Origin of the sequence: Collinsella sp. CLA-ER-H8, assembly GCF_040092335.1 — a bacterium.
Classification (GTDB): Bacteria; Actinomycetota; Coriobacteriia; order Coriobacteriales; family Coriobacteriaceae; genus Collinsella.
Genome location: NZ_JBBNLU010000004.1, coordinates 124,578 through 147,895, shown reverse-complemented (window position 1 = coordinate 147,895; position 23,318 = coordinate 124,578). Strand labels below are relative to the sequence as shown.

Annotated in this window: 19 protein-coding genes; 17 read left to right on the top strand and 2 right to left on the bottom strand. The window is 59.1% G+C overall.

Annotated elements, in window-relative coordinates:
* Positions 1-14: 14 nt before the first annotated feature.
* A complete protein-coding gene (locus AAAX72_RS04090) occupies positions 15-1,364 on the top strand; it encodes an MATE family efflux transporter (RefSeq protein WP_349129177.1) in 1,350 nt (449 codons plus the stop codon).
* 22 nt (positions 1,365-1,386) lie between these two features.
* Here the strand turns inward: AAAX72_RS04090 and AAAX72_RS04085 are convergent, their stop codons facing one another.
* Positions 1,387-1,872, bottom strand: a complete 486-nt coding sequence (locus AAAX72_RS04085) for a cob(I)yrinic acid a,c-diamide adenosyltransferase (protein WP_349129176.1) — start codon at positions 1,870-1,872, stop codon at positions 1,387-1,389.
* A gap of 92 nt (positions 1,873-1,964) precedes the next feature.
* Between AAAX72_RS04085 and ftsH the strand changes: the two genes are divergently transcribed.
* Together ftsH and AAAX72_RS04075 are read left to right on the top strand one after the other, a co-directional pair.
* Positions 1,965-3,857 (top strand): ATP-dependent zinc metalloprotease FtsH, encoded by a 1,893-nt coding sequence (gene ftsH, locus AAAX72_RS04080; RefSeq protein ID WP_172544932.1) that lies wholly within the window; start codon positions 1,965-1,967, stop codon positions 3,855-3,857.
* An 81-nt stretch (positions 3,858-3,938) separates the two neighbouring features.
* The gene (locus AAAX72_RS04075) at positions 3,939-4,394 is read left to right on the top strand and encodes a DUF523 domain-containing protein (RefSeq protein ID WP_349129175.1); all 456 of its coding nucleotides are present in this window, start codon (positions 3,939-3,941) and stop codon (positions 4,392-4,394) included.
* 50 nt (positions 4,395-4,444) lie between these two features.
* Here the strand turns inward: AAAX72_RS04075 and AAAX72_RS04070 are convergent, their stop codons facing one another.
* Positions 4,445-5,527 (bottom strand): iron-containing alcohol dehydrogenase family protein, encoded by a 1,083-nt coding sequence (locus AAAX72_RS04070; RefSeq protein ID WP_349129174.1) that lies wholly within the window; start codon positions 5,525-5,527, stop codon positions 4,445-4,447.
* A 487-nt stretch (positions 5,528-6,014) separates the two neighbouring features.
* Between AAAX72_RS04070 and ileS the strand changes: the two genes are divergently transcribed.
* From ileS to mltG, 14 genes are all read left to right on the top strand, one after another.
* On the top strand, positions 6,015-8,816 hold the full coding sequence (gene ileS / locus AAAX72_RS04065) for an isoleucine--tRNA ligase (RefSeq protein ID WP_349129172.1): 2,802 nt from the start codon (positions 6,015-6,017) through the stop codon (positions 8,814-8,816).
* A 372-nt stretch (positions 8,817-9,188) separates the two neighbouring features.
* Positions 9,189-9,788 (top strand): signal peptidase II, encoded by a 600-nt coding sequence (gene lspA, locus AAAX72_RS04060; RefSeq protein ID WP_349129170.1) that lies wholly within the window; start codon positions 9,189-9,191, stop codon positions 9,786-9,788.
* Positions 9,788-10,801 (top strand): RluA family pseudouridine synthase, encoded by a 1,014-nt coding sequence (locus tag AAAX72_RS04055; protein WP_349129168.1) that lies wholly within the window; start codon positions 9,788-9,790, stop codon positions 10,799-10,801. The genes lspA and AAAX72_RS04055 overlap by 1 nt, the downstream gene beginning before the upstream one ends.
* Positions 10,802-10,883: 82 nt before the next feature.
* On the top strand, positions 10,884-12,179 hold the full coding sequence (locus AAAX72_RS04050) for a glycosyltransferase family 2 protein (protein ID WP_349129167.1): 1,296 nt from the start codon (positions 10,884-10,886) through the stop codon (positions 12,177-12,179).
* Between the two features lie 81 nt (positions 12,180-12,260).
* Positions 12,261-12,683 carry a prepilin peptidase gene (locus tag AAAX72_RS04045; protein WP_349129165.1) on the top strand — a complete coding sequence of 141 codons (423 nt, stop codon included), beginning with the start codon at positions 12,261-12,263 and terminating at the stop codon, positions 12,681-12,683.
* A 31-nt stretch (positions 12,684-12,714) separates the two neighbouring features.
* Positions 12,715-13,962 carry an HD domain-containing protein gene (locus AAAX72_RS04040; protein WP_349129163.1) on the top strand — a complete coding sequence of 416 codons (1,248 nt, stop codon included), beginning with the start codon at positions 12,715-12,717 and terminating at the stop codon, positions 13,960-13,962.
* A 61-nt stretch (positions 13,963-14,023) separates the two neighbouring features.
* Positions 14,024-15,373 (top strand): replication-associated recombination protein A, encoded by a 1,350-nt coding sequence (locus AAAX72_RS04035; RefSeq protein WP_349129161.1) that lies wholly within the window; start codon positions 14,024-14,026, stop codon positions 15,371-15,373.
* Between the two features lie 100 nt (positions 15,374-15,473).
* Positions 15,474-16,067, top strand: coding sequence for a hypothetical protein (locus AAAX72_RS04030; protein WP_349129160.1), 594 nt, complete (start codon positions 15,474-15,476; stop codon positions 16,065-16,067).
* The gene (locus AAAX72_RS04025; protein WP_006233993.1) at positions 16,060-16,437 is read left to right on the top strand and encodes a hypothetical protein; all 378 of its coding nucleotides are present in this window, start codon (positions 16,060-16,062) and stop codon (positions 16,435-16,437) included. The genes AAAX72_RS04030 and AAAX72_RS04025 overlap by 8 nt, the downstream gene beginning before the upstream one ends.
* Before the next feature lies 1 nt (position 16,438).
* Positions 16,439-17,230, top strand: a complete 792-nt coding sequence (locus tag AAAX72_RS04020; protein WP_022094589.1) for an RNA polymerase sigma factor SigF — start codon at positions 16,439-16,441, stop codon at positions 17,228-17,230.
* Positions 17,227-18,636 carry an AI-2E family transporter gene (locus AAAX72_RS04015; protein ID WP_349129159.1) on the top strand — a complete coding sequence of 470 codons (1,410 nt, stop codon included), beginning with the start codon at positions 17,227-17,229 and terminating at the stop codon, positions 18,634-18,636. Before AAAX72_RS04020 ends, AAAX72_RS04015 begins: the two co-directional genes overlap by 4 nt.
* Positions 18,637-18,787: 151 nt before the next feature.
* Entirely contained in the window at positions 18,788-21,445 is a 2,658-nt protein-coding gene (alaS, locus tag AAAX72_RS04010) for an alanine--tRNA ligase (protein ID WP_349129158.1), read from the top strand.
* Positions 21,446-21,462: 17 nt separating this feature from the next.
* Positions 21,463-21,891: a Holliday junction resolvase RuvX gene (ruvX, locus tag AAAX72_RS04005; RefSeq protein WP_035138185.1), complete on the top strand. Its 429-nt coding sequence runs from the start codon at positions 21,463-21,465 to the stop codon at positions 21,889-21,891.
* Complete coding sequence (gene mltG / locus AAAX72_RS04000; RefSeq protein ID WP_226812493.1) at positions 21,884-23,317, top strand: endolytic transglycosylase MltG; 1,434 nt, start codon at positions 21,884-21,886, stop codon at positions 23,315-23,317. Before ruvX ends, mltG begins: the two co-directional genes overlap by 8 nt.
* The last annotated feature ends 1 nt before the right edge of the window (position 23,318 follow it).

Genomic DNA, 23,318 nt, shown 5'->3' with positions numbered 1-23,318 from the left:
TTTGGGGAGGGCGTGTGGCTAAGAAATCTACGGCTATCGATGTAACGCAGGGTGTTATTTGGCAGCAGCTGCTTTCGCTGTGCGTTCCCATCTTTTTTAGTTCGTTTTTTCAGCAGGCCTACACGCTTATCGGTACCTATATCGTCGGTCAGTTTGGCGGCAAGCTCGCGCTAGGTGGCATTCAAGCTACGATGGTGCTCACCGAGCTCTGCATTGGCTTTTGCGTTGGCGTCGGCGCCGGCTGCGCGGTCATTACCGGTCAGTATTTTGGTCAGCACGATGATGAGCGACTGAGCCGTTCGGTCCATACGGCCATGACGCTCGCGCTGGTGGGCGGTATCGTTTTCTCGATTCTTGGCATAGTGTTCGTTGAGCCCATGCTGGTACTTATGAACACTCCGCATGAACTTTTGGCCGAGGGCGTGGCCTATGCTCGTTGCTATTTTGCCGCCATGGTTGCGGCGCTGCTGCTCAATATGGGAACGGCATTGCTGCGCGCCGTGGGCGACACGCGCGGGCCTGCTGTGATCATCGCTTCCGGCTGCCTTGTTAATGCGGTGCTGGATGTCATCTTTGTTGCCGTGCTTCATATGGAGGCGCTGGGCTGCGGCATCGCGGTGGCGCTGACCATTTGCTCCAACGCCACGATGATCGTGATTCGCATGATGCACGCACCGGGTGCGTGGCGGCTTTCGCTGTCCAAACTCGGCATTGATCCTGGCATTTGTAAGAGCATGATCTCGTGTGGTCTGCCGCTTGGCTTTCAGTCTGCTGCGTATTCGATTTCCAACGTTTTGATTCAGGTGTCGGTCAACTCGTTTGGTGCCGATGTCACCACGGCGTGGGGTCTTTCGGGCCGCTTAGATGGCATTGTCTGGATGGTTACCGAGGCGCTCGGCGTGTCGATCACCACGTTCTCGGCACAGAACTTTGGCGCGCGCAACTATGAGCGCATGCGCAAGGGCTACCATACGTCGCTCGTGCTGTCGTTTATGCTCATTGGTGGCCTGTCTTCCGTGCTGCTGGTGTTCTCGGGTCCGTTGTCGCGTCTGTTTGTCGACGATGTTTCGATTTCGGCGTACACCACGACGATCCTTCATTTCATCGCGCCGTTCTACGCGATCTTCTCGATTATCGAAAACGCGTCGGGCTCCATTCGCGGTGCCGGCGTGAGCTTGCAGCCCATGCTGCTCACGATTTTTGGCACTGTCGTGCTCAGGGTGATCTGGGTGTTTGCGATTATGCCGTTCGATCCGTCGCTTGAGCACCTGCTGCTTGTCTACCCCGTAACCTGGGTAATCACCGCCATGATGTTCACCGTCTACCATCACAGCGGCAACTGGCTCGGCCGCGCCACCGCCTAGCCATTCGGGACGTCCCCAATGGCTAGTATCCGATGCCTTGGCGGGCTAGGAGTCCTTCGTCGAAGTAGTGTTTGATGGGGCGCATTTCGGTGACAAGGTCGGCGAGGTTCGCGAGGGGCAGCAAGCCCCGGCCGGTGAGCACGAGCTCCGTGGTGGCGGGCTTTATCGCGATCAGCGCTTCGACATCCTCGCGCGTCACGAAGCCGCGGCGCATGGCCTCGCCGAGTTCATCCAAAATCAGAACGTCGACCTGTGATATCTGCTCGCATGCGAGCTCCATGATCTGCGCGGCGCAAGCCTCGGGTGTGTCGCGGTCGGCTTGTACGATGCATAGCCCTAAACGAGGTGCTGCATCATGTTCGGCGCAGTGCAGCTTCTTGGCAAACTGAAGCATGAGCACGTTAAGTCCATAGCCCGTGGCACGCAGCGCGAGCCCCAGCGCAGCCGTCGTCTTGCCCTTGCCGTCGCCCGTATAGATTTGAACCTTGCCGACTTCCAGTGATGCCATCTCTGTCTTTTCGTGCCCGGCGTCGGTTTATCGCCGTCCGGGTTGGGTATTCTAGATAGCATTATTAACCCCAGTAGATGGAGTTCAAGCAGATGGAGATGGATGACAACAAGCGTAGACGGAATATGATCCTCTACGTGCTCATCGCCTTCGTCGTCTACCTCGTGCTCTCGACCGTTCTGTTCCCCAACATCGGTCACACGCAGCAGATTACGAAGACCGATTACTCGACGTTTGTCAAAGCGCTCGATAAGAAGAGTGTCGACAAGGTCGAGTACAACACGGACGATTACTCGATTTATTACACCAAGAAGGGCGAGGACGAGAACATCGCCTATAAGACGACCGGTGTGCCGAACGATGCGGGCTTTACCGATCGCGTGCTTGAGTCTGGCGCTTCGCTGGAGTCGGTCGTTCCCGATAAAAACTCGGGTTTGATGACCTACTACCTGCTTACGCTCATCCTTCCCATGGCGATTTTCTTCCTGATCGGCTGGTGGCTCAACCGCCGCATGAAGAAGGCCATGGGTGATGACGGTCCTTCGATGAACTTTGGCGGCGGTGGCTTTGGCGGCGGTGGACTGGGCAAGTCCGGCGCGCGCGTGATCGCCTCCAAGGACGTGGGCGTGACCTTTAAGGATGTCGCCGGCCAGGAAGAGGCCAAGGAGTCCCTCAAGGAGGTCGTCGACTTTCTGGAGAAGCCCCAGCGCTACGAGGAGATTGGCGCCAAGCTGCCGCGCGGTGCTCTCCTTGTTGGCCCTCCGGGTACCGGTAAGACCCTGCTAGCCAAGGCTGTTGCCGGCGAGGCTGGTGTTCCGTTCTTTAGCATTTCGGGCTCTGAGTTCGTCGAGATGTTCGTCGGCCGCGGCGCTGCTAAGGTTCGTGACCTGTTTAAGCAGGCCAAGGAAAAGGCCCCGTGTATCGTCTTTATCGATGAGATCGATACCATCGGTAAGAAGCGCGATGGCGGCGGCTTTAGCGGCAACGACGAGCGCGAGCAGACGCTCAATCAGTTGCTGACCGAGATGGATGGCTTCGATAACCACAAGGGTATCGTTGTCCTCGCTGCCACCAACCGTCCCGACAGCCTCGATCCGGCCCTGCTGCGCCCCGGTCGTTTTGACCGCCGCATCCCCGTTGAGCTGCCCGATCTGACCGGCCGCAAGAACATCCTCGAGCTGCATGCCAAGAGCGTGAAGACGCAGCCGCCGATCGACCTGACCGCGATTGCCCGCGCCACGCCCGGTGCCTCGGGCGCCGACCTGGCCAATATCATCAACGAGGGCGCTCTGCGCGCCGTTCGCGAGGGTCGCAAGCGTGCAACCCAGGATGACTTTGAGGAGTCGGTGGAGGTCGTCATCGCCGGTCAGCAGCGCAAGTCCACGGTGCTGTCCGACCACGAGAAGCAGGTCGTTTCTTATCACGAGATCGGCCATGCTATTGTTGCCGCCCGCCAGAAGGGCTCTGCGCCGGTCACGAAGATCACCATCGTGCCGCGCACGAGCGGTGCTCTGGGCTACACCATGCAGGTGGAGGAGGACGAGCGCTTCCTGACCACACGCCAGGAGGTCCTGGACAAGCTCGCCGTCTATTGCGGTGGCCGTGCGGCCGAGGAGCTCATTTTTGGTGAGATGACGACCGGCGCCGCCAACGATATCGAGCAGGCCACCAAGCTCGCTCGCAACATGGTGACGCGCTTTGGTATGTCCGACGAGTTTGGCATGATGGCGCTCGGTACCGTGCAGAACGCGTACCTCAATCAGGATACGTCGCTCACCTGCGCCCCTGGTACGGCCGAGCGTGTGGACGCGATTGTCGCTAAGCTTATCGAGGACGCGCACGATCGCGCCCTGCAGATCCTCAAGGAGAACAAGTTTAAGCTCCACGAGCTGGCTCGTTATCTGTACAAGAAGGAGACCATCACGGGTGAGGAGTTCATGAACCTCCTCACGCGCGAGAATCCGCTGATGCCCAAGCAGCAGTAAAGCCGCGGCCGAGCCAGTAAACGCCGACGCCCCATTTGAGCAGCTTACTCAAATGGGGCGTTTTGCTTGAGGGGGATGGAAATGAAGATCGTGGTGAGTGCCTGTTTGATGGGCGAGAGCTGCAAGTATAACGGGCTCGACAACTATCATCGCGAGTTGGTCGAGGCCTGCGAGCGTACAGGGACCGAGGTCCTCTTGGTGTGCCCTGAGGTCTTTGGGGGCCTGCCCACGCCGCGCAAGCCGTCCGAGATTGTGAACGGCGAGGTCCGTACCTGCGAGGGCGTATCCGTTGACCTGAAATTTCGCCTAGGCGCCCAACGTGCGCTCGACATGTGCGAGCAGGCGGGTGGGCCGGAAAAGATCGCCGCGTGCATCCTGCAGGACCGCAGTCCCTCGTGCGGCGCGAGCCTCATCTACGACGGAACATTCAGTGGCACCCTCACGGCGGGCAACGGCGTCTTCGTTGATTTACTGCTCCGCCACGGTTATCGCGTGATCCCGGTTAGCGAGTTCGACCCCAGCATGCTGGAGCAATAAAAAACCACCACAAAGGTGACAGGCACCTTTGTGGTGGTTTTGGCCTGGGTCTAGAGCGTGTGGCCGTAGGCGTTGGCGGCTTTGATGGCGGCGGCGAATTTCTCGTCGGTGAAGGGCTCCGGGTTGCCTTGCTTCCACTCGTTGGTGGCGTGCGCGTACTCGCACAGGGCAGGGATATCAGTCTCGGTAAGCCCGACCTGCTCAAGCGTTACGGGTAGCCCCATCTGCTTGTTGAAGGCAGCATAGCGCTTAAGGTTCTCGGTGTCGCCCGTGTAGGCGAACAACACCAGCACGCCCAGGCTTACGACTTCGCCGTGCAGGTAGGTGCCCTCACGTGGAATGCTGCAGGTGGCGTTGTAGAACGCGTGCGCCACGCTCGAGTTGTAGTAGTAATCGTTCTGGTTGGTCAGGTTGGAGACGTAGCCCGTGTTGACCACGATGTCGAGCGCGATCTGCTTGACGGCCTCGCTCGACAGATTCTGACGAACGTCCTCAAGACCCTGAACACCGTAGGTAAACAGCGGCTCGGAGCAGGTGTGGGCAAGAGCCAGGCCAAGGCCGGCGGTGTGCTCCAGGTTGCCGGCGCTCGTGGCGTACTCGACCTCGGGCTGCTTGGACAGGGCGTCGCCCAAGCCGGCCCAAAAGTACTCTGCCGGAGCCTCGGCTATGATCTTGGGATTGATGAAGATGTGCGCCGGTCGGTTGGGGTACGAATAGCCCTCGAGCGATCCATCGTCGTTGTAGACAACGGCAATGGCGGTCGCGGCGGAACAGTTAGAGCAAATCGTCGGTACGGTAAAGACGATCTTCTTGAGCTCGATGGCCGCCGTCTTGACGGTGTCGAGTGCCTTGCCGCCGCCACAGGCGATAAGCACGTCCGCCTGCTGGCAAGCGGGGGAGTTCACGACCTTGGCGATATTGGCCCGCGTGCTGTTGGTGCCGTAGACGCGCGTCTCCAGAATCTCGACGTCGGTGCCTGCCAGCGCGGCTTCGATTCCGGGAAGGGTTGCGGCTAGTGCACGTTTGCCGCCAATAATGGCGACCTTGGTCGCTCCGTACTCGGCCAGTGCTCCGGGCAGCTCGTCAAAGCAGTCTTCGCCGACGGTGTAGTCGCTCATTCCGATCGTGCGCATAGCAACCTTCTTTCGTTCGATAAAGTGCTTACAGGTATTTTGCTCCAAGAGAAGGTACACGGCCGCAAGAAATTTCGAACGTATAAAACCAGTGTTGAGGGTTTTTCGCCGGCGCGGAACGTGCTAGCATACTCCGCATAAGCGTTGATGGGGACGAGTAGTCGGCCGTCCGCATGCTACAGAGAGCGGGGAGCGCTGAGAACCCGTGCATGCGACCGATGAAAATCACCCCGGAGCTGCGGTCCCAACGGACGTGCCGCGCAGGTTCGTCTTAGTAGACATCGCCGAGATGGTCGTCGATACAGGCCAGCCGAGTAACGGATGCGAGCGCGCGAATACGCGGGCGAGGGCATCTAAGCTGGGTGGTTAAGCGAAGAGCTTTTGCGGGCGTGCAGCCCGTTATGTGGCGCTTCGTCCCAGCTTGCAGGGACGGGCGCTTTTTTTGGTGCCCATCGGGCGTGCGCGCCCACGACATGAAAGGGGTACCGTGGCAAACGAGTACAAGCAGACGATGAATCTGCCCAAAACCGGATTTCCCATGCGTGCCGGTCTTTCCAAGTCCGAGCCAAAGCGACTCAAGGACTGGCAGGACAACAAGGTCTACGAGCAAGTTCTAAAGAAGAACGAGGGTCACAAGAAGTTCGTGCTGCACGACGGCCCTCCGTACGCCAACGGCCCGATCCACATCGGCCACGCCATGAACAAGATCTCCAAGGACATGATCAACCGTTACTGGATGATGCAGGGCTATGAAGTTCCCTATGTCCCCGGTTGGGACTGCCACGGTCAGCCGATCGAGCATAAGGTCGAGGAGAAGCTCGGCACCGAGAAGTTCAACCAGACCTCCACGGCTAAGATCCGCGAGCTTTGCAACAAGTTCGCTGTCGAGAACATCGAGCTCCAGAAGGCTGGCTTCCGTCGCCTGGGCGTGCTCGGCGACTGGGACAACCCGTATCTGACGCTTTATCACCAGCATGACGCCGCCGACATCGAGGTCTTCAAGGCCATGTTCGACAAGGGCATGATCTATCGTGGTCATAAGCCCGTCCACTGGTGCAAGCACTGCCACACCGCACTCGCCGAGGCCGAGATTGAGTACTCCGACGAGACGAGCCCGTCCATCTTCGTGCGCTTCGAGATGACCTCCAAGCCCGCCGGCCTCGAGAACTTCGACGGCCCGGTTGACTTCATCATCTGGACGACCACGCCGTGGACCATCCCCTCTGACCAGGCAGTTTCCCTCAAGCCCGGCGCCGCCTATGTTGCCGTTGAGCACGATGGGCGCGCCGAGGTCATGCTCGAGGACCTGGCTCCCAAGTGCTGCGAGGAGTTTGGCTGGGAGTACACCCCGGTCATGGTCGACGGCAAGCCCTACGTGGTTCCCGCCGAGACCTTCCATCATATCCACTACAAGCAGCCGATCTTTGACGGCGTTGAGGGCGTGGCGCTGCTGGCCGATTACGTTGGTGTCGATGACGGTACCGGTATCGTCCACAACTCGCCCGGCCACGGCGTCGACGACTACTTTGCCTGCCTCAAGGAGGGCATCACCGACATCTGCATGCCGGTCGATGACGACGGCAAGTTCTACACCGGCGAGGAGTTTGGTACCGGTGGCCCCTTCAGCGGTATGGATACCGATGAGGCCAACCCGCACATCATCGAGTTCCTGCGCGAGCGCGGCACCCTGGTCCTCGAGAAGAAGATCACGCACAGCTATCCGCACTGCTGGCGCTGCAAGCACCCGGTGCTCTTCCGTGCTACCGACCAGTGGTTTGTCTCGATGGACAAGACCGGCTTGCGCGAGCAGGCTGGCAAGGAGGTTCGCGAGAACGTCAAGTGGTATCCGGCTCACGCCGCCAACCGCATCGGCGCCATGGTTGAGCAGCGTCCCGACTGGTGCATCAGCCGCCAGCGCAACTGGGGCGTGCCTATCCCCAGCTACACTTGCGCCGACTGCGGTGAGAAGGTCATGAACGACGCCACGCTCGACGCCGTCATCAAGCTCTTCCACGAGAAGGGCTCCGATGCCTGGTTCACCGACGCTCCCGAGAGCTACCTGGGCGAGGCCTGCGTCTGCCCCAAGTGCGGTGGCCATCACCTCAAGGCCGATAAGGACATCCTCGACGTGTGGTGGGACTCCGGCGTGTCTTGGAAGGCCGTCTGCGAGTACCGTCCCGAGCTGGAGTATCCGGCGGATGTGTACCTCGAGGGCTCCGACCAGCACCGCGGTTGGTTCCAAAGCTCGCTGCTCACCTCGGTGGGCGCCAACGGCCGCGCTCCGTACAAGGCGGTTGTCTCGCAGGGCTTCACCCTCGACGGCCAGGGCCGTAAGATGTCCAAGTCGCTCGGCAACGTCATCGACCCCAATAAGGTCTGCGACGAGATGGGCGCTGACATCATCCGTCTGTGGGTTGCATCCGTCGATACCAGCTCCGACGTGTCCATCGACCACGAGATCCTTGCTCGTACGTCCGATGCCTACCGTCGTTTCCGCAACACGCTGCGTTTCTTGCTCTCCGAGCTCGAGGGTCAGTTTGAGCCCGAGACCGACGGCGTCGCCTTTGCCGACCTGCTGCCGCTCGATAAGCTCATGGTTGCCCGCCTGACCCAGGTCCAGGCCGAGGTCGACGATGCCTACGCCAGCTACGAGTTCCCGCGCGCCTACCGTGCACTCTACGACTTCGTGGTTACCGAACTCTCCAACGTGTACCTCGATGCCCTGAAGGACCGTCTGTACTGTGATAAGCCCGGCTCGCTCGAGCGCCGCAGCGCCCAGACCGTGCTCGCAGAGCTCTTCTCGATGCTCATGCGCGACCTGCAGCCGATCCTGTCCTACACGGTTGACGAGGCCATGGCATATGCGCCTGCAGGCTGCGTCGATCACCAGAAGTACGCCGCGCTGCTCGATTGGTACAAGTCGCCCATCACGGTTGACGAGGCCAATGAGTTTGAGGGCGTGCTCGAGGCTTCGCTCGAGCTCCGTAGCGCCGTGACCAAGGCCCTTGAGGATGCCCGTTCCGCCGGCACCTTCACTAAGAGCCAGCAGGTCCGCGTCAAGGCGGTCGTTCCCGCCGAGATGTATGCGCTGCTGACCGGCGACAAGGCCGTCGACCTGGCCGAGTTCTACATCGTCTCCGATGTTGAGCTGACCCAGGGCGAGGAGCTCTCCGTTGCCATCGAGGCTGCCGAGGGCGAGTGCTGCGACCGTTGCTGGAACTACCGCACCACCGTCGGCGAGTACAACGGCCACGCGCATATTTGCAAGCGCTGCGCCGACGCTTTGTAGGTTACGGCGCTCCTAGAACGCCGTAACCTACCGACGCTGCAAACGCCCCTAAGCGGCAATCTGACGTTCAATCGTCGGTCGCGTACCAAAGTACGCTTCCCTCCTCTTTCACGTCACCTTGCTCGCTTAGGGACATTTTCGCTGTTGGTGACGAAAACGCGGCGTTTCCATTGCTGGAGCTAAAGGCTTTCTTTCGACTTGCGTTCTTAGTCGAAAGCTATTAAGCGACATTCCGTTATTCGGGATGTCGCTTTTGTTTTGTGCTGGTTATTTCGCTAGCGTTGGAGAATATGCTGCGCGTTTGGCGTTTGTCACTATAAGATGATTAATTGCGTTAAACGTAATTTGATTATCTGAGGGTAGGGGATTTCTTTGGGTCGTTCTGCGGATATGACGCCGCCTTTGCGTTGGCGGTTGGGTGTTGCTGGTGGGGTGGCGCTCGTTGTGTTGCTTGTTGACCAGCTGACCAAGCTTGCGGTTCGTGCCGTGGGCGAAGCTTTGCATGTGACTGTCATCCCCGGTGTCATCGACTTTATGTTTGTCCGCAATATCGGTGCTGCCTTTAGTATGGGCGAGGGGCATGGTATCGCGTTTGCCGCGCTGGCGTTGGCGGTCATTATCGCTATTGCCGTGTACCTCGTTCGTGCACCCCAGCTCGCCCATCTTGAGGTTGTGGGCATGGCGATGGTTGCGGGCGGTGCTATCGGCAACGCTATCGATCGTTTGGCCTTTGGCTTCGTGACCGATTTTATTGCCACCACCTTCATCGACTTCCCCGTCTTCAATGTGGCCGATATCGGCATTACCTTGGGTGTCGTGCTCGCCCTCTTCGGCTACATGTTCTTGAGCCCCGCTGCCCGTGAGGTCGATGCGACCGCCGAGCTCAACGCCCGTGACGAGGCCCGCGCCAAGCGCAAGGCCCAGCAACGTGGGGAGCGCGCCCGCAAGATTCGCGAAAGGAATGAGCGCTAATGGCCGACATCCATATCCTTGTTGCCGACGATGCCGCCGGTCAGCGTCTTGACGCTTATCTGGGCGCCAATGACGGCTGCCCTACACGTTCTGCCTGCGCGCATCTGATCGAGGGTGGCGCCGTCGCTGTCAATGGCGAGACCTGCCTGTCCAAAAAGTACGCCGTGCGAGCCGGCGATCGTATTTCGGTCGATTTGCCCGAGCCGCACGATCCTACCGATGTGATTCCCGAGGCCATTCCGCTCGACATTCGCTATGAGGACGACTACCTTATCGTGCTCTCCAAGCAGCGCGGCCTGGTGTGCCATCCTGCACATGGTCATGAGAGCGGTACGCTCGCGAATGCCCTGGTCTATCACTGCGGTATCGACCATCTGGGCACCGTGCAGGGCGAGGACCGCCCCGGCATCGTGCATCGTTTGGATCGCGATACCTCGGGTCTCATGCTTGCGGCAAAGGACGACGACACCCAGCGCGCGCTCCAAAATCTCATCCGCACGCGTACGCTCGATCGTCGTTATATCACGCTTGTTCACGGTCATATCGCTATGGATGAGGGCACCATTAACACCGGCATTGCCCGTTCTACGCGCGACCGTGTCAAGATGGCGGTTTCGGACGACCCTTTCGCGCGCCAGGCCATTACGACCTTTAAGGTCCTCGAGCGCTTCGATTCCACGCGATTTGACGACGGTTATACGCTTGTCGAGTGCCACCTGTTTACGGGCCGCACACATCAGATTCGTGTGCATATGCGCCATATCAACCACGCCTGCGTGGGCGATCCGCTCTACGGTAAGTGCGATGCGCGCGCCGATCAGGGCCTGACCAGGCAGTTCCTCCATTCTTGGCGCGTGGCATTCGACCATCCCGTGACGGGGGAGCGCATTGAGTGCCGTGACGAGCTGCCGTGGGATCTTGCGGCGGTTCTGGATGATCTGGCTCCTCGTTCGCTCGGCCGCACTGCCGCCGGTGACGAAATCGTCCCGCAGCTCGGCCTGCTCGATGCCTAGTCAGTATTAGGTAGTTTCTTGAACTCGGTAAGCCTGCGGTAAGATATACGATTGTTTACGTAACGCGTTGCTGGGAGCCTGCATGCTCGCCTTTTTACAAACCAACACACCCATCGTGATCTTCAACCAGATTGTTGTCACGCTGCTCACGGTCTGCTTTCTGTACCAGGTGGTCTTCTTTGTCATTGGCGCTCTTCGTGGTGAGGTCGCGCCTCCCAAGGCCAAAAAACTCCACCGTTATGCCTTCTTTATCGCGGCGCATAACGAGGAGGCCGTAATTGCCAATCTCGTGCGCTCCATCAAGGACCAGGACTATCCGTCCGAGCTTATCGAGGTCTTTGTCGTTGCCGACGCCTGCACCGACAACACCGCACAGCTCGCGCGCGAGGCCGGTGCCATTGTTTACGAGCGCAACGACCTGGCCCGCAAGGGCAAGAGCTGGGTCATGGACTTTGGTTTCGATCGCATTCTCAACGAGTATCCCGACACGTTTGAGGGCTACTTCATCTTCGATGCCGACAATGTTATCTCCCGCGATTACGTATCCAAGATGAATGACGCCTTTGATCAGGGCTTCCATGTGGTCACGAGCTATCGCAACTCTAAGAACTTCGGCAGCTCGTGGATCTCTGCGGCCAACGCCACGTGGTATCTGCGCGAGGCGCGCTTCCTTAACAATGCGCGTAATATCTGCAAGACTTCCTGCGCTGTATCGGGTTCGGGTTACCTCATCTCCGCCAGCGTTATCGAGGGCATGCACGGTTGGCAGTTCCACACGCTGACCGAGGACATTCAGTTCACCACGTTCTGCGCCATTCACGGTATCCGCATTGGCTATGCACCGGCGGAGTTCTTTGACGAGCAACCCGTGACGTTCAAGGCATCCTGGAAGCAGCGTATGCGCTGGACCAAGGGCTTTTACCAGGTGTTCTTTACCTACGGCAAGCATCTGGTCAAGTCTACGTTCCGCTATCGCCGCTTTGCCGCCTACGACATGTTCATGACGATCGCCCCGGGTATGCTGTTGTCCTTGATCTCGATGCTCGCTAATGCGACGTTCCTGATCGTGGGCGGTCTTTCGCACGGCTTCTTGGCTACCGAAGTCGAGATGCAGGCGTGCGCCGCTTCGCTCATTATGACCTTCGCCATGATGTACCAGACCTTCTTTATCCTTGCGCTACTCACGACCATCTTCGAGTACAAGCACATTCACTGCGCGCAAAAGTGGCGTTTGGTAACCAACCTGTTTACCTTCCCGATCTTTATGTTCAGCTATATCCCCATCACGGTGGCCGCGCTGTTCCTGAAGGTCGACTGGGTTCCTACCCAGCATGCCGTAAACGTCACCCTCGACGAGGTCATGCAAGGCGCCAAATAACCACCACCAAAACCACCGCAAAGGGGATAGGCACCTTTGTGGTGGTTTTTGCTTTTGCGATGCAGCTCGAGGAGGCGTCCGATGGTCTATATCCCGTTTTGGATTTGCATCTTTGCCGGCGTGGCAATTGATGCCCGAGAGCGACGGTTTCCCAATGGGCTTGCCGGCGCATGTGCCGTGGCGGCGTTGGCGGGTGTTTGGCTCGACCTCGGTTTGAACACAGCGCTTGACCACGCGGGTCTTGCCGTCATTGTGTATCTTGCTCTCGTGCTGACTGAGTCCCTCTGGCGTCGTCTTCGCCAAATCCCGGGCATCGGCATGGGGGATGCCAAAGCACTCTTCGCGCTTTGCACGCTCGACCCTATGGGCGGCATCGTGGCATTTGCCGTCTCGCTCCTGGTCCTGGCGCTCTCCTGCCTCTTCATAAAATCGCGTTCCCTGCCATTGCTCCCGTTTTTAGTGCCGATTTTTGCCATAATCGAGGTCGTGGGCTGTACATTGTAACTGATTGCGCATCCTTTTTAAGGAGCATGCCATGGCAACTAATCAAGAAACGGCCGTCATTAAGGCGCGCATGGACCGTATTCCTTCGGCGTTGTCGCCCGAGCTGGTCGAGCGCATTTCCACCGATCGTGCTTCGGGTGCCGTCAACCCGTATCGTTGCAACGACGATCAGGTCATTCGTCGTATTGATCGCGCTGCCGACAAAGGCACGCTTATGCGTCCGGCCTTTATGCGCGATACCGAAAAGATTTTGCATCTGCCCGCATACACCCGCTATGCAGGCAAAACGCAGGTCTTCAGTTTTCGCAGCAACGACGACCTGTCACGCCGCGGTCTGCACGTGCAGCTTGTCTCGCGCATCGCGCGCGATATCGGTCGCGCCCTGGGGCTCAACTGCGATCTGATCGAGGCGATTGGCTTAGGCCACGACTTGGGACACACGCCTTTCGGCCATGCCGGTGAGCGCTTTCTCAACGATATCTATCACGAGCACACCGGGCGCTTCTTTTTCCATAACGTGCAGTCTGTCCGCGTGCTCGATGCACTGTATGGCCGCAACGTGTCGCTCCAGACGCTTGATGGCGTGCTGTGCCATAACGGCGAGTACGAGCAACGCGTGTTTGAGCTCTCGGACATGGGCTCTTTTGAACAGTTTGATCAGACGGTTGAGGATTGCATTGCCGCGGGTTACGGCGCAATTGAGCACCTGCGTCCCATGACGCTCGAAGGCTGCGTGGTCCGCATCTCGGATATCCTTGCCTACGTTGGGCGCGATCGCCAAGACGCCATCGCGGCGGGCCTGCTGTCACCCGACGCCTTTGATGATGGCCGGGGCGGTGCCTACAACAGTTGGATCCTCACGCATGCCTCCATCGATATCGTTGAGCACAGCTATGGTAAGCCGCGCATCGAGATGAGCGAGGACCTGTTTGAGGAAATCCGCCGAGCCAAGCGCGAGAACTACGAGAAGATCTATAGCAAGGGCGGTATCGAAGGCGATTCCGAGGCGGAGCTGCGCGAGGCGTTCGAAAAGCTCTACGACCGTTGCCTGCGGGATCTAAACAGTGATGACGAGTCCTCGTACATCTTTAAGCACCATATTTCGCGCATTGAGCAGCAGCTTTCCTACTACGATCGCACCTATGCCTGGCAGGACGACAAGGATCAAGCCGTGGTGGATTATATCGCGAGCATGACGGACGGCTATTTCTGCGAACTGACGAGCAAGCTGTTCCCTGGTCTGGAGTTTCCGCACCGTACTTATATTAACGAACGGTAGTTCGTATATATTCGGTATACTGGTTAGTTGAAAACGTTTTTGATTGATGCACGGGATGGCTATGGACGACCTTTTTTCTGCCTCGACGCGCGAGCGTTCCTTTAAAAATGCGCCGCTCGCGGTGCGCATGCGACCCAATTCGCTCGACGAGTACGTGGGCCAGCAAAAGGCCGTCGGTAAGGGTTCATGGCTGCGTGCCGCGATTGAGCACGACGTGCTTTCGAGCGTGATTCTGTACGGGCCTGCCGGTACGGGTAAGACGACGCTGGCCCATATTATCGCCAACCATACCAAGAGCGAGTTTGTCGAGGTCAGCGCTGTGACGGGTACCGTGAAGGACTTGCGCCGCGTGATTGATGAGGCCAAGACGCGCCTGAATACGTACGACCGCCGCACCATTCTATTCATCGATGAGATTCACCGCTTCTCTAAGTCGCAGCAGGATGCCCTGCTGCATGCAGTTGAGAACCGTACCGTCATTATGATTGGCGCTACGACGGAGAACCCGTACTTCGAGGTCAACTCGGCACTGTTGTCGCGTGGGCGCGTGGTGGAACTTGAGCATCTGAAGGATGAGGATATCGCCACGCTTATTGAACGTGCGCTTGAGGCACCGCAGGGCTTGAATGGAAAGTTCTCGGCCGATGTTGATACGGTCAAGACCATTTGTACGCTGGCCGCGGGTGATGCACGCTCGGCCCTGACGACACTTGAGCTGGCGAGCGAGATTGCCGTCACGCGTCCCGATACCGAGGGAACGCCAGCGCCGGCGGCGGGGGAGCGCTATCCCATCACCGTGGATGACGTAAAGATTGCCAACCCGCGTCGCGGCTTTACGTATGACAAAAACGGCGACATGCACTACGACGTTATCAGTGCGTTTATTAAATCCATGCGTGGCAGCGATCCAGATGCCACCGTCTATTGGCTTGCCCGAATGATCGATGCGGGGGAGGATCCTAAGTTTATCGCCCGTCGCATTATGATTCATGCTTCTGAGGACGTCGGCAACGCCGACCCGCAGGCGCTTTTGGTGGCGCATGCCGCGTTTAAGTCTGCCGAGGTCATCGGCTATCCCGAGTGCCGCATTAACCTGGCTCAGGCTGCACTCTATGTGTGCTTGGCGCCTAAGTCAAACGCATGTGAGGCCTCGATTGACTCGGCGTTGGCCGATATTCATAGCAGCGGTTTACGTGAGGTGCCGAGTTATTTGCGCGATCGTCATCGCCCAGGCAGCGACGAATACGGTGTGTATAAGTATCCACATGATTATCCCGAAGGCTGGGTCGATCAGCGCTATTTGCCCGAAGGCTTGGAACGCGGTGCATTTTGGCAGCCTGCCGGGCGCGGCTGGGAAGAGTGGCGCGTAGAGCAAAGCGAACGCGACCGCAGCGGGAATGCACCGAAGTAGCTGCTGATAATTTTGTCCCACGTTGCTGCTCTTGGCATGTTCGGTCCCCTTTGGGGTACCATGAAAAGCGTCTGTATTTCGATTCTTCCGGGAGGCTTGTATGAGTCCCATTCAAATCGCCCTGCTGTTGCTCGCCGTTGCCGGCGTGTGGGCCATCGCTGAGCTCGCGCTTACCCTGCGCAAGACCCGCAATGTTGTCGACTCGCTCGATAAGACCGTGGACGACCTCAACAACACCATCGCCGAGGCTCAGCCTGTGGTGGCAAAGCTCGATGGCGCTGTCGATGAGCTTACGCCGGCGCTTGCCCAGATGGAGCCGCTGCTTAAGTCGAGCAAGACGGCAGTTGATGCCCTTACCTCCAATCTCGTAGAGGTCGAAGCCGTGGTTCGCGACATTTCCGAGGTTACGGGCAGCATGGCCGAGGCCAGCAATGCTGTGTCGAGCGTGACCGACTCTGCTGCCGGTGCTGTGCAGAAGCTCTTCAATAAGGTGAAGGCTCCTGCAGCTGAAGCCGAGCGCAAGCTTTCCGCTGCCGCCGAAGAAGCCGAGCAGCCGACCGAGCGCGTCTTGATTGGCAAGGCGGAGGACGAGGCCGCCGATGGCGCAGATGTGGCTCAGAAGTCTGCATCCAAGCGGGCTCAGTATTACACCTATACACCCTCCGAGACCTCTGAGGAGTCCTGCTATGAGTAGCGAAGCAACCTGCCCCATCACGCTGACCGTTGCCGGCGACCCGCGTCTCGCTCGCCTTGTGCGCATGACGGCAGCCAACGTTGGTGCCCTGTGTTCCATGTCTGTCGATCGCATCGAGGACATCCGCATGGCTGCTGAGGAGGCTTTCATCTTTGGTTGCACCGCGGTCGACTGCGATGACATCACCATCAAATTCGATGTCGATGAGACCCACGTTGGCATGACTATTACCTTTGGCGACCAGGCTACGGTCGATGAAGACGACCAGGCTGCGGTGTATGCCGAGCTCATCCTCGCGAGCGTGTGCGACTCCTACGAAAAGACTACGGCGCCCCTGACGCTTTCCCTCGACCTCAAGGCGGATATCTAATATGACCGAACGTTCCCGGAGCGGCAAGACCGCTTGGGACAAGGAGAAAACCCGCGAGCTGTTTCGTCGTTACAAGGAGACCGGTGATCCGGACGCCCGTGAGCAGCTCGTCATGTCCCATATGAACCTGGTAAGGTTTCTTGCCAACAAATTTAAGAATCGCGGCGAGCCGCTCGACGACCTCATGCAGGTCGGCTATCTGGGCTTGCTCAAGGCTATCGACCGTTTTGATCCCGAGCGCGGACTCGAGTTCACGACGTTTGCGACACCCACTATCCTGGGCGAGATCAAACGCCATTTTCGCGACAAGGGCTGGAGCGTGCGCGTACCGCGTCGTCTGCAGGAGCTCTCGGCCAAGGTCAACCAGGCTACTGACAAACTTACCAACGAGCTGCAGCGTTCGCCCAAGGTTGAGGAGATCGCTGAGTATCTAGATGTGACTGTCGATGAGGTCCTCGAGGCTATGGAATCGTCTTCGGCCTATACCTCGGTGCCCATCGAGGCTCCTGGTGCGTCCGATTCCGACGATGCCCCTTCGATTCTCGACCGTTACGCCGACGACGACAACGAGCTCGACTTTACCGATGACCGCCTAGTGATCGAGGAAGCCATCCGTGATTTCTCGCCGCGCGAGCGCGAGGTGATCGAGCTGCGCTTTGTGAAGGGCATGACCCAGATCGAGATCGCCAAGAAGCTGGGTATTTCTCAGGTGCAGGTTTCGCGTCTGCTGCGCCGCACGCTTAAGAAGATTCAGGACAAGATCGACCCCGACGGAGTGATGATTCGTTCATGAGTGAGCACCCCCAACAAACCGATCGTGTGCTGCGCGACACCCGCATTCTGACGCTGCGCATTTGGGCTGTTGTCGGCTGCATTGTTATTGCTGCCGTCATCTTTAACCTTATGGGCATCCTGGCACCGGTTATTGAGTTTCTTGCCGTCGGCTCCATCATTGCTTTTGTGATGTCCCCGATCACCAATTGGCTCGAGCACCATGGCGTGAATCGCGGCATCGGTTCGCTTATCGCGCTTATTGTTGTTGTTGCCGTGCTCGTCGGTGTCGTTTGCATCTTGTCGCCGATTCTCTTTGGTCAGATCATGGAAGTCCTGAGCCGCCTGCCCGAGCAGCTTCGTGTTGCAGGTGGCGATCTCAACGAGATGATCTCGCATGCCAAGACGCTCAACAACACGCCGCTCAAGGAGTATTTGGACGATAGTCTTTCGTCGCTGGTTGCCGTGGCATCGAAGTATGTGTCTCAGATTGCTGCCGAGCTTGGTCGCGGTGTGTTCCCGCTCATCACCAATACGGCCTCGCAGTTGTTCGTGATCTTCCTTGGTCTGGTGCTTGCCTACTGGATGGCCTGCGACTACCCTCGCATGCATCACGAGATTTGCACCATCATCGGTCAGGAGAAGGAGACCTCGTACCGCTTTATGGTTGCCATCCTTTCTCGCTCTGTCGGCGGCTACATGCGCGGTATGGTCGTGACGTCCATCTGCGGTGGTTTCCTCGCCTTTATCGGTTTTTTGATCATCGGTCATCCGTATGCGGCGCTCATGGCTATCTTTACCGGCATCATGCATTTGGTTCCGGTCGTCGGTCCTTGGGTGAGCGCAGCAATCGCCACAGTGCTTGGTTTCATGTTCAGCCCCATGTTGGCGTTATGGACGCTCATCGTGACGATGGTCGCGCAAAACGTCACCGACAACGTGATTTCTCCTAAGGTCATGCAGAGCTCGGTGCAGGTGCATCCCATCATGAGCCTCACGGCGCTCGTTATTGGCTCGGCACTCATGGGCCCCATCGGCATGATTATTGCCATCCCGCTTTGTGCGGCCCTCAAGGGTATCTTCGTGTACTACTTCGAGAATGAGACCGGCCGACAGCTTGTGGCCTATGACGGCGCCGTGTTTAAGGGCACGCCGTACCGCGATGCCGATGGCAACCCGGTCGCCGCCTACGACGCGCTCGGCGACGACACCTTCATCTACGAGTCCGAGCTCATCGGCAACGAGACTGCGCCCGAGGCCAAGGCCATGCCCAAGCCCGAGCTCGATAATCCCTGGATCAAGCTCTCAGGTCTGCAACCCGATGCCACGGGCTTCTTCAAGAACCCCTTCGCCAAGGACGATGACTCCAACTCGGACGACGATACCAAAACCGGTATCGACGGCTCCATGGACGATGACGACAACTAGCGGGGTAATTCGGGTTAACATTCATACGTGCTAACATGCAATTTCGCTGGAGGGTCGCTGTTTGGCGACCCTCTTTTTTGCACAGGCGCGGTGGGATGGTAATATCGTTACGTTTGAACTGTTTCGATGTGAAACCGAGGAGATTCCCTCTATGAGTGCTGACTACCCGTCAATGACTACGGCCGAGATCCGCTCCAAGTTCCTCAACTTCTTTGAGGAGCGCGGTCTTAAGCTCTATCCTTCTTCGTCCCTCGTCCCCGATGATCCCTCGCTGCTGCTTGCCAACGCCGGCATGAACCAGTTTAAGGAGTACTACCAGGGCAAAAAGACCATGAAGGAGATCGGCGCGATTTCCTGCCAGAAGTGCGTTCGCACCAACGACATCGATTGCATCGGCGAGGACGGTCGTCACCTGTCCTTCTTCGAGATGCTCGGCGACTTCTCTTTCGGCGGCGTCTCCAAGGAGCAGGCTTGCGCCTGGGCCTTTGAGCTCATCACCAAGGAGTTCAAGCTGCCGCTCGACCGCCTGTACTTTACCGTCTTTACCGAGGACGACGAGACCCACGACGTGTGGCGTTCTCTGGGCGTTGCTGAGGACCACATCTCCCGCCTGGGCGAGGACGACAACTTCTGGGCCGCTGGCCCCACCGGCCCCTGCGGTCCGTGCTCCGAGATCTACTTTGACATGGGCGAGGAGGTCGGCTGCGGCAGCCCCGACTGCAAGCCTGGCTGCGACTGCGACCGCTTCCTTGAGTTCTGGAACCTCGTGTTTACCCAGTACGACCGTCAGGAGGACGGCTCCATGCCGGAGCTGCCGCACCGCAACCTCGATACGGGCATGGGCCTGGAGCGCATGGCTGCTATCATGCAGCACAAGACTGCTAACTACGACGGCGATCTGATGCAGCACCTCATCAAGCTGGGCGAGGAGATCAGCGGCAAGACCTATGACGCCGACGATTACTCCGGCGCCAGCCGTTCTCTTCGCATCATCGCCGACCACTCCCGTGCCGTCGACTTCATGATCTCTGACGGCATCCTGCCCGGTAACGAGGGTCGCGAGTACGTCCTTCGCCGCCTGCTCCGCCGCGCCGTGTTCCACGGTCGCCTGCTGGGCATCGAGGGCGCCTTCCTGACCAAGTTTATCGACGAGGTCAACGCTCAGATGGGCGAGGCCTATCCTGAGCTGCTCAAGAACGTCGCGCTCGTCAAGGGTATCGTCGCCTCCGAGGAGGAGCGCTTCTCCACGACGCTCGACAACGGTCGCGTCTACCTGGATGAGGCCCTGGCAGCGCTTGCCGAGGGTGCTGCGCTTCCGGGCGATGTTGCCTTTAAGCTGCACGACACCTTTGGTTTCCCCATCGACCTGACCGTCGAGATCGCCGGCACCGCTGGCCACGATGTCGATATGGACGGCTTCACTGCCTGCATGGAGGACCAGAAGGCCCGTGCCCGCGCCAATGCCAAAGGCGACGCCTGGGGCAGCTTCAACGACGTTTGGGTCGAGCTTTCCGACAAGGTCGCCGAGACTGAGTTCGACGGCTATGACAACGATGTGATCGAGGGCGCCAAGGTTGTTGCCATCGTGCGCAACGGCGAGTCCGTCGAGTCCGCTGCCGCCGGCGAGGACGTCGAGGTCGTTCTCGACCGCACTCCGTTCTATGCCGAGATGGGTGGCCAGCAGGGCGATGCCGGCGAGCTTTCCGCCGAGGGCGTTTCGCTGACCGTTGCCGACACCAAGAACCACAACGGCCTTTATGCTCACGTCGCCCACGTTGCCGAGGGCACGCTGGCCGTCGGTGCTACCGTGACCGCCGCGCTCGACGCCGAGCGCCGTGGCTTCCTGCGCCGCAACCACACCGCCACGCACCTGCTCGACGCCGCCCTTAAGCAGGTCCTGGGCGAGCACGTCTCCCAGGCCGGCTCTCTGGTGACGCCCGAGCACCTGCGCTTTGACTTCACGCACTTCGAGGCCCTGTCCTCCGAGCAGCTCAAGGCTGTCGAGGACCTGGTCAATCAGCAGATCTTCGCTTCCAAGCCGGTCGTGACCTGTGTCATGGGCATCGACGAGGCTAAGGCTGCCGGCGCTGTCGCTCTGTTTGGCGAGAAGTACGGCGATGTCGTCCGCGTCGTTTCCGTGGGCGCCGAGGACCAGCCGTTCTCCCGCGAGCTCTGCGGTGGTACGCATGCCGCCAACACCGCCGAGATCGGCCTGTTTAAGATTATTTCCGAGTCCTCCACAGGCTCCAATGTCCGCCGCATCGAGGCCGTGACGTCTAAGGGTGCCCTCGACTACATGGCCGACCGTCTGGCGCTCGTCGACGCCGCCGCCGCTACGCTCAAGTGCCGCGTCGATGAGGTTCCCACCCGCGTGGAGAACCTGCAGGCCGAGCTGCGCGAGACGTCCAACAAGCTCAAAAAGGCTCTGACCGGTGGCTCCTCCGACGCCATTTCCAGTGCCATCGAGGGTGCTGTCGAGCTCGGCGGCTACAAGCTGGTCGTCGCTGAGCTCCAGGGCCTTGAGGCTGCCGACCTGCGCAACGTATGGGATACCGTGCATCAGAAGGTCGCCGGCCCTGTCGCTTGTGTCGTCGCCAGCGTGACTGAGAAGGGCACTCCGGCCCTGCTCGCTGCCGGCTCCGATGACGCTGTGAAGGCCGGGTTCCACGCCGGTAACGTGATCAAGCAGATCGCGGGCCTGGTTGACGGTCGCGGTGGTGGCCGTCCCAACATGGCCCAGGCCGGTGGCAAGAACGCTGCCGGCATCGCCGATGCCCTCGCGGCCGCTAAGACCGCGCTCGGCGCCTAAGAATCTAAGAAGTCGTTGTGGTTGCGCTCGCGCTGGACATAGGGGAAACCAGGATTGGCATCGCTGTCTCGAGCCGTGATGGCAAGATGGCGATGCCCGTTAAGGTGCTCCCGGCTGCCGAGGTCACCGGTATGGCCAAGACGTTTCGCTACCTGGTTGAGGACTATGAGCCCGACATCCTGGTAAGCGGACGTCCCCTGACCATGGCCGGTGAACCTGGCCCTCAGGCCGAGCGCGTTGCCGCTGTGGCGCAAAAGATTGCCGACGAGCTCGATCTTCCGTTGGAGTTTGAGGACGAGCGTCTGTCCTCGCAAGAGGCCAAGCGTATCCTGCGCGAGCAGGGACTCAACGAAAAGCAGATGAGGGGCAAGATCGACATGATTGCCGCCAGCCTGTTTTTGCAGACGTGGCTCGATCGTAAAAACGAGGAGGTTTCGCATGCCTAGTGCTTCCGATCCGCGCCAGCCGAATCGTACACAGCAGCCGGCGTCGCGCCCTGCCCAGCCTGGCCAGCGTCCGGCACAGCCGACGCAGCGCGCAGCTCAGTCTGCCGCGCGCCCGGCGCAGTCCTTCTCTCGTTCGGCCCAACCTGTTCAACGGACGGGTCAGCAGCCTTCTGCTCGTTCGGTTCAGCATTCGGCTTCTCACGCGGCTCAGCAGCCCACTGCTCGTACGGCCCAGCCTGCAGGCGGCACCCGCTTTAAGCAGCAGGCACCTACCCAGCGAACGCAGGCCCCCCAATCGCATTCGCATCACGCTCGTGGTTCGCATGGCGTTGCTCCGGCGACCCGCTCGAGCTACAACACGCATGCTCGTCGCGGTGCTCAAAAGAAAAGCTCCCCGGTGCCTATGATTATCGGTGGCGTTGTTGCCGTGCTTGCGCTTGTCGCGATCGTTTTCTTTGTCGTGCCAGCCGTCAAGGGTTTCTTTGGCGGTGAGGGTGCGAAAGTCGTTGCAGGCCAGCAGGTTACTATCACGATTCCCGATGGTGCCTCGGGTGACAGCATCGCTTCGATTCTCTCCGAGAACCATATCGTAGAAAATCCCAAGGATTACTATGCGGCGGTGAAAAAGCTCAACGCCGATATGTCGCTCAAGCCTGGTGATTATTCGTTCACCACACTCATGGATGCGACCGAGGTTGTTCAGCAGCTCATGGAAGGCCCCAACGCGGGCTCCAATACGCTGACTATCCCTGAGGGCCTGACGGTCGATCAAGTCGCCGACCGTGTGGCCCAGGCCTATGACAGCATCTCTAAGGAAGACTTCCTCAACCAGGCCAAGGCCTCCAACTACGTGGACGACTATAGCTTCCTTAAGGGCGCCGCCAACGACTCGCTCGAGGGTTTCTTGTTCCCCAAGACCTATTCGTTGGGTGATTCGCCGACGGCCGATGGCGTGATTCGCGCTATGCTCGATCAGTTTAAGACCGAGTACAAGTCGCTTGACTTTGCGAGCTGCGAAGCCAAGATCAAGGAACGCTACGGTGTGGAGATGTCCGACTACGACATCGTCAACTTGGCCTCTATCGTTGAGCGCGAGGGCCTCAACGCCGATCAACGTGCGCACGTGGCCTCGGTCTTCTACAACCGCCTTGCCGGCAAACTCGACGGTCTGCGCTATCTCAACAGCGATGCGACCATGATGTATGTCACCGGTGGCGAGGTTACCGCCGACGACCTGCAGAGCGATAGTCCGTATAACACCTATAAGCATGAGGGCCTGCCGCCCACGCCCATCTGCTCTCCGTCGCTCGAGGCGCTCAAGGCCACCCTTGAGCCGACCGACTCTGATGACCTGTATTTCTACATTACGCAGGACGAGGAGTACTTCTCGCAAACCTACGAAGAGCATCAACAGTCTTGGAATTAGC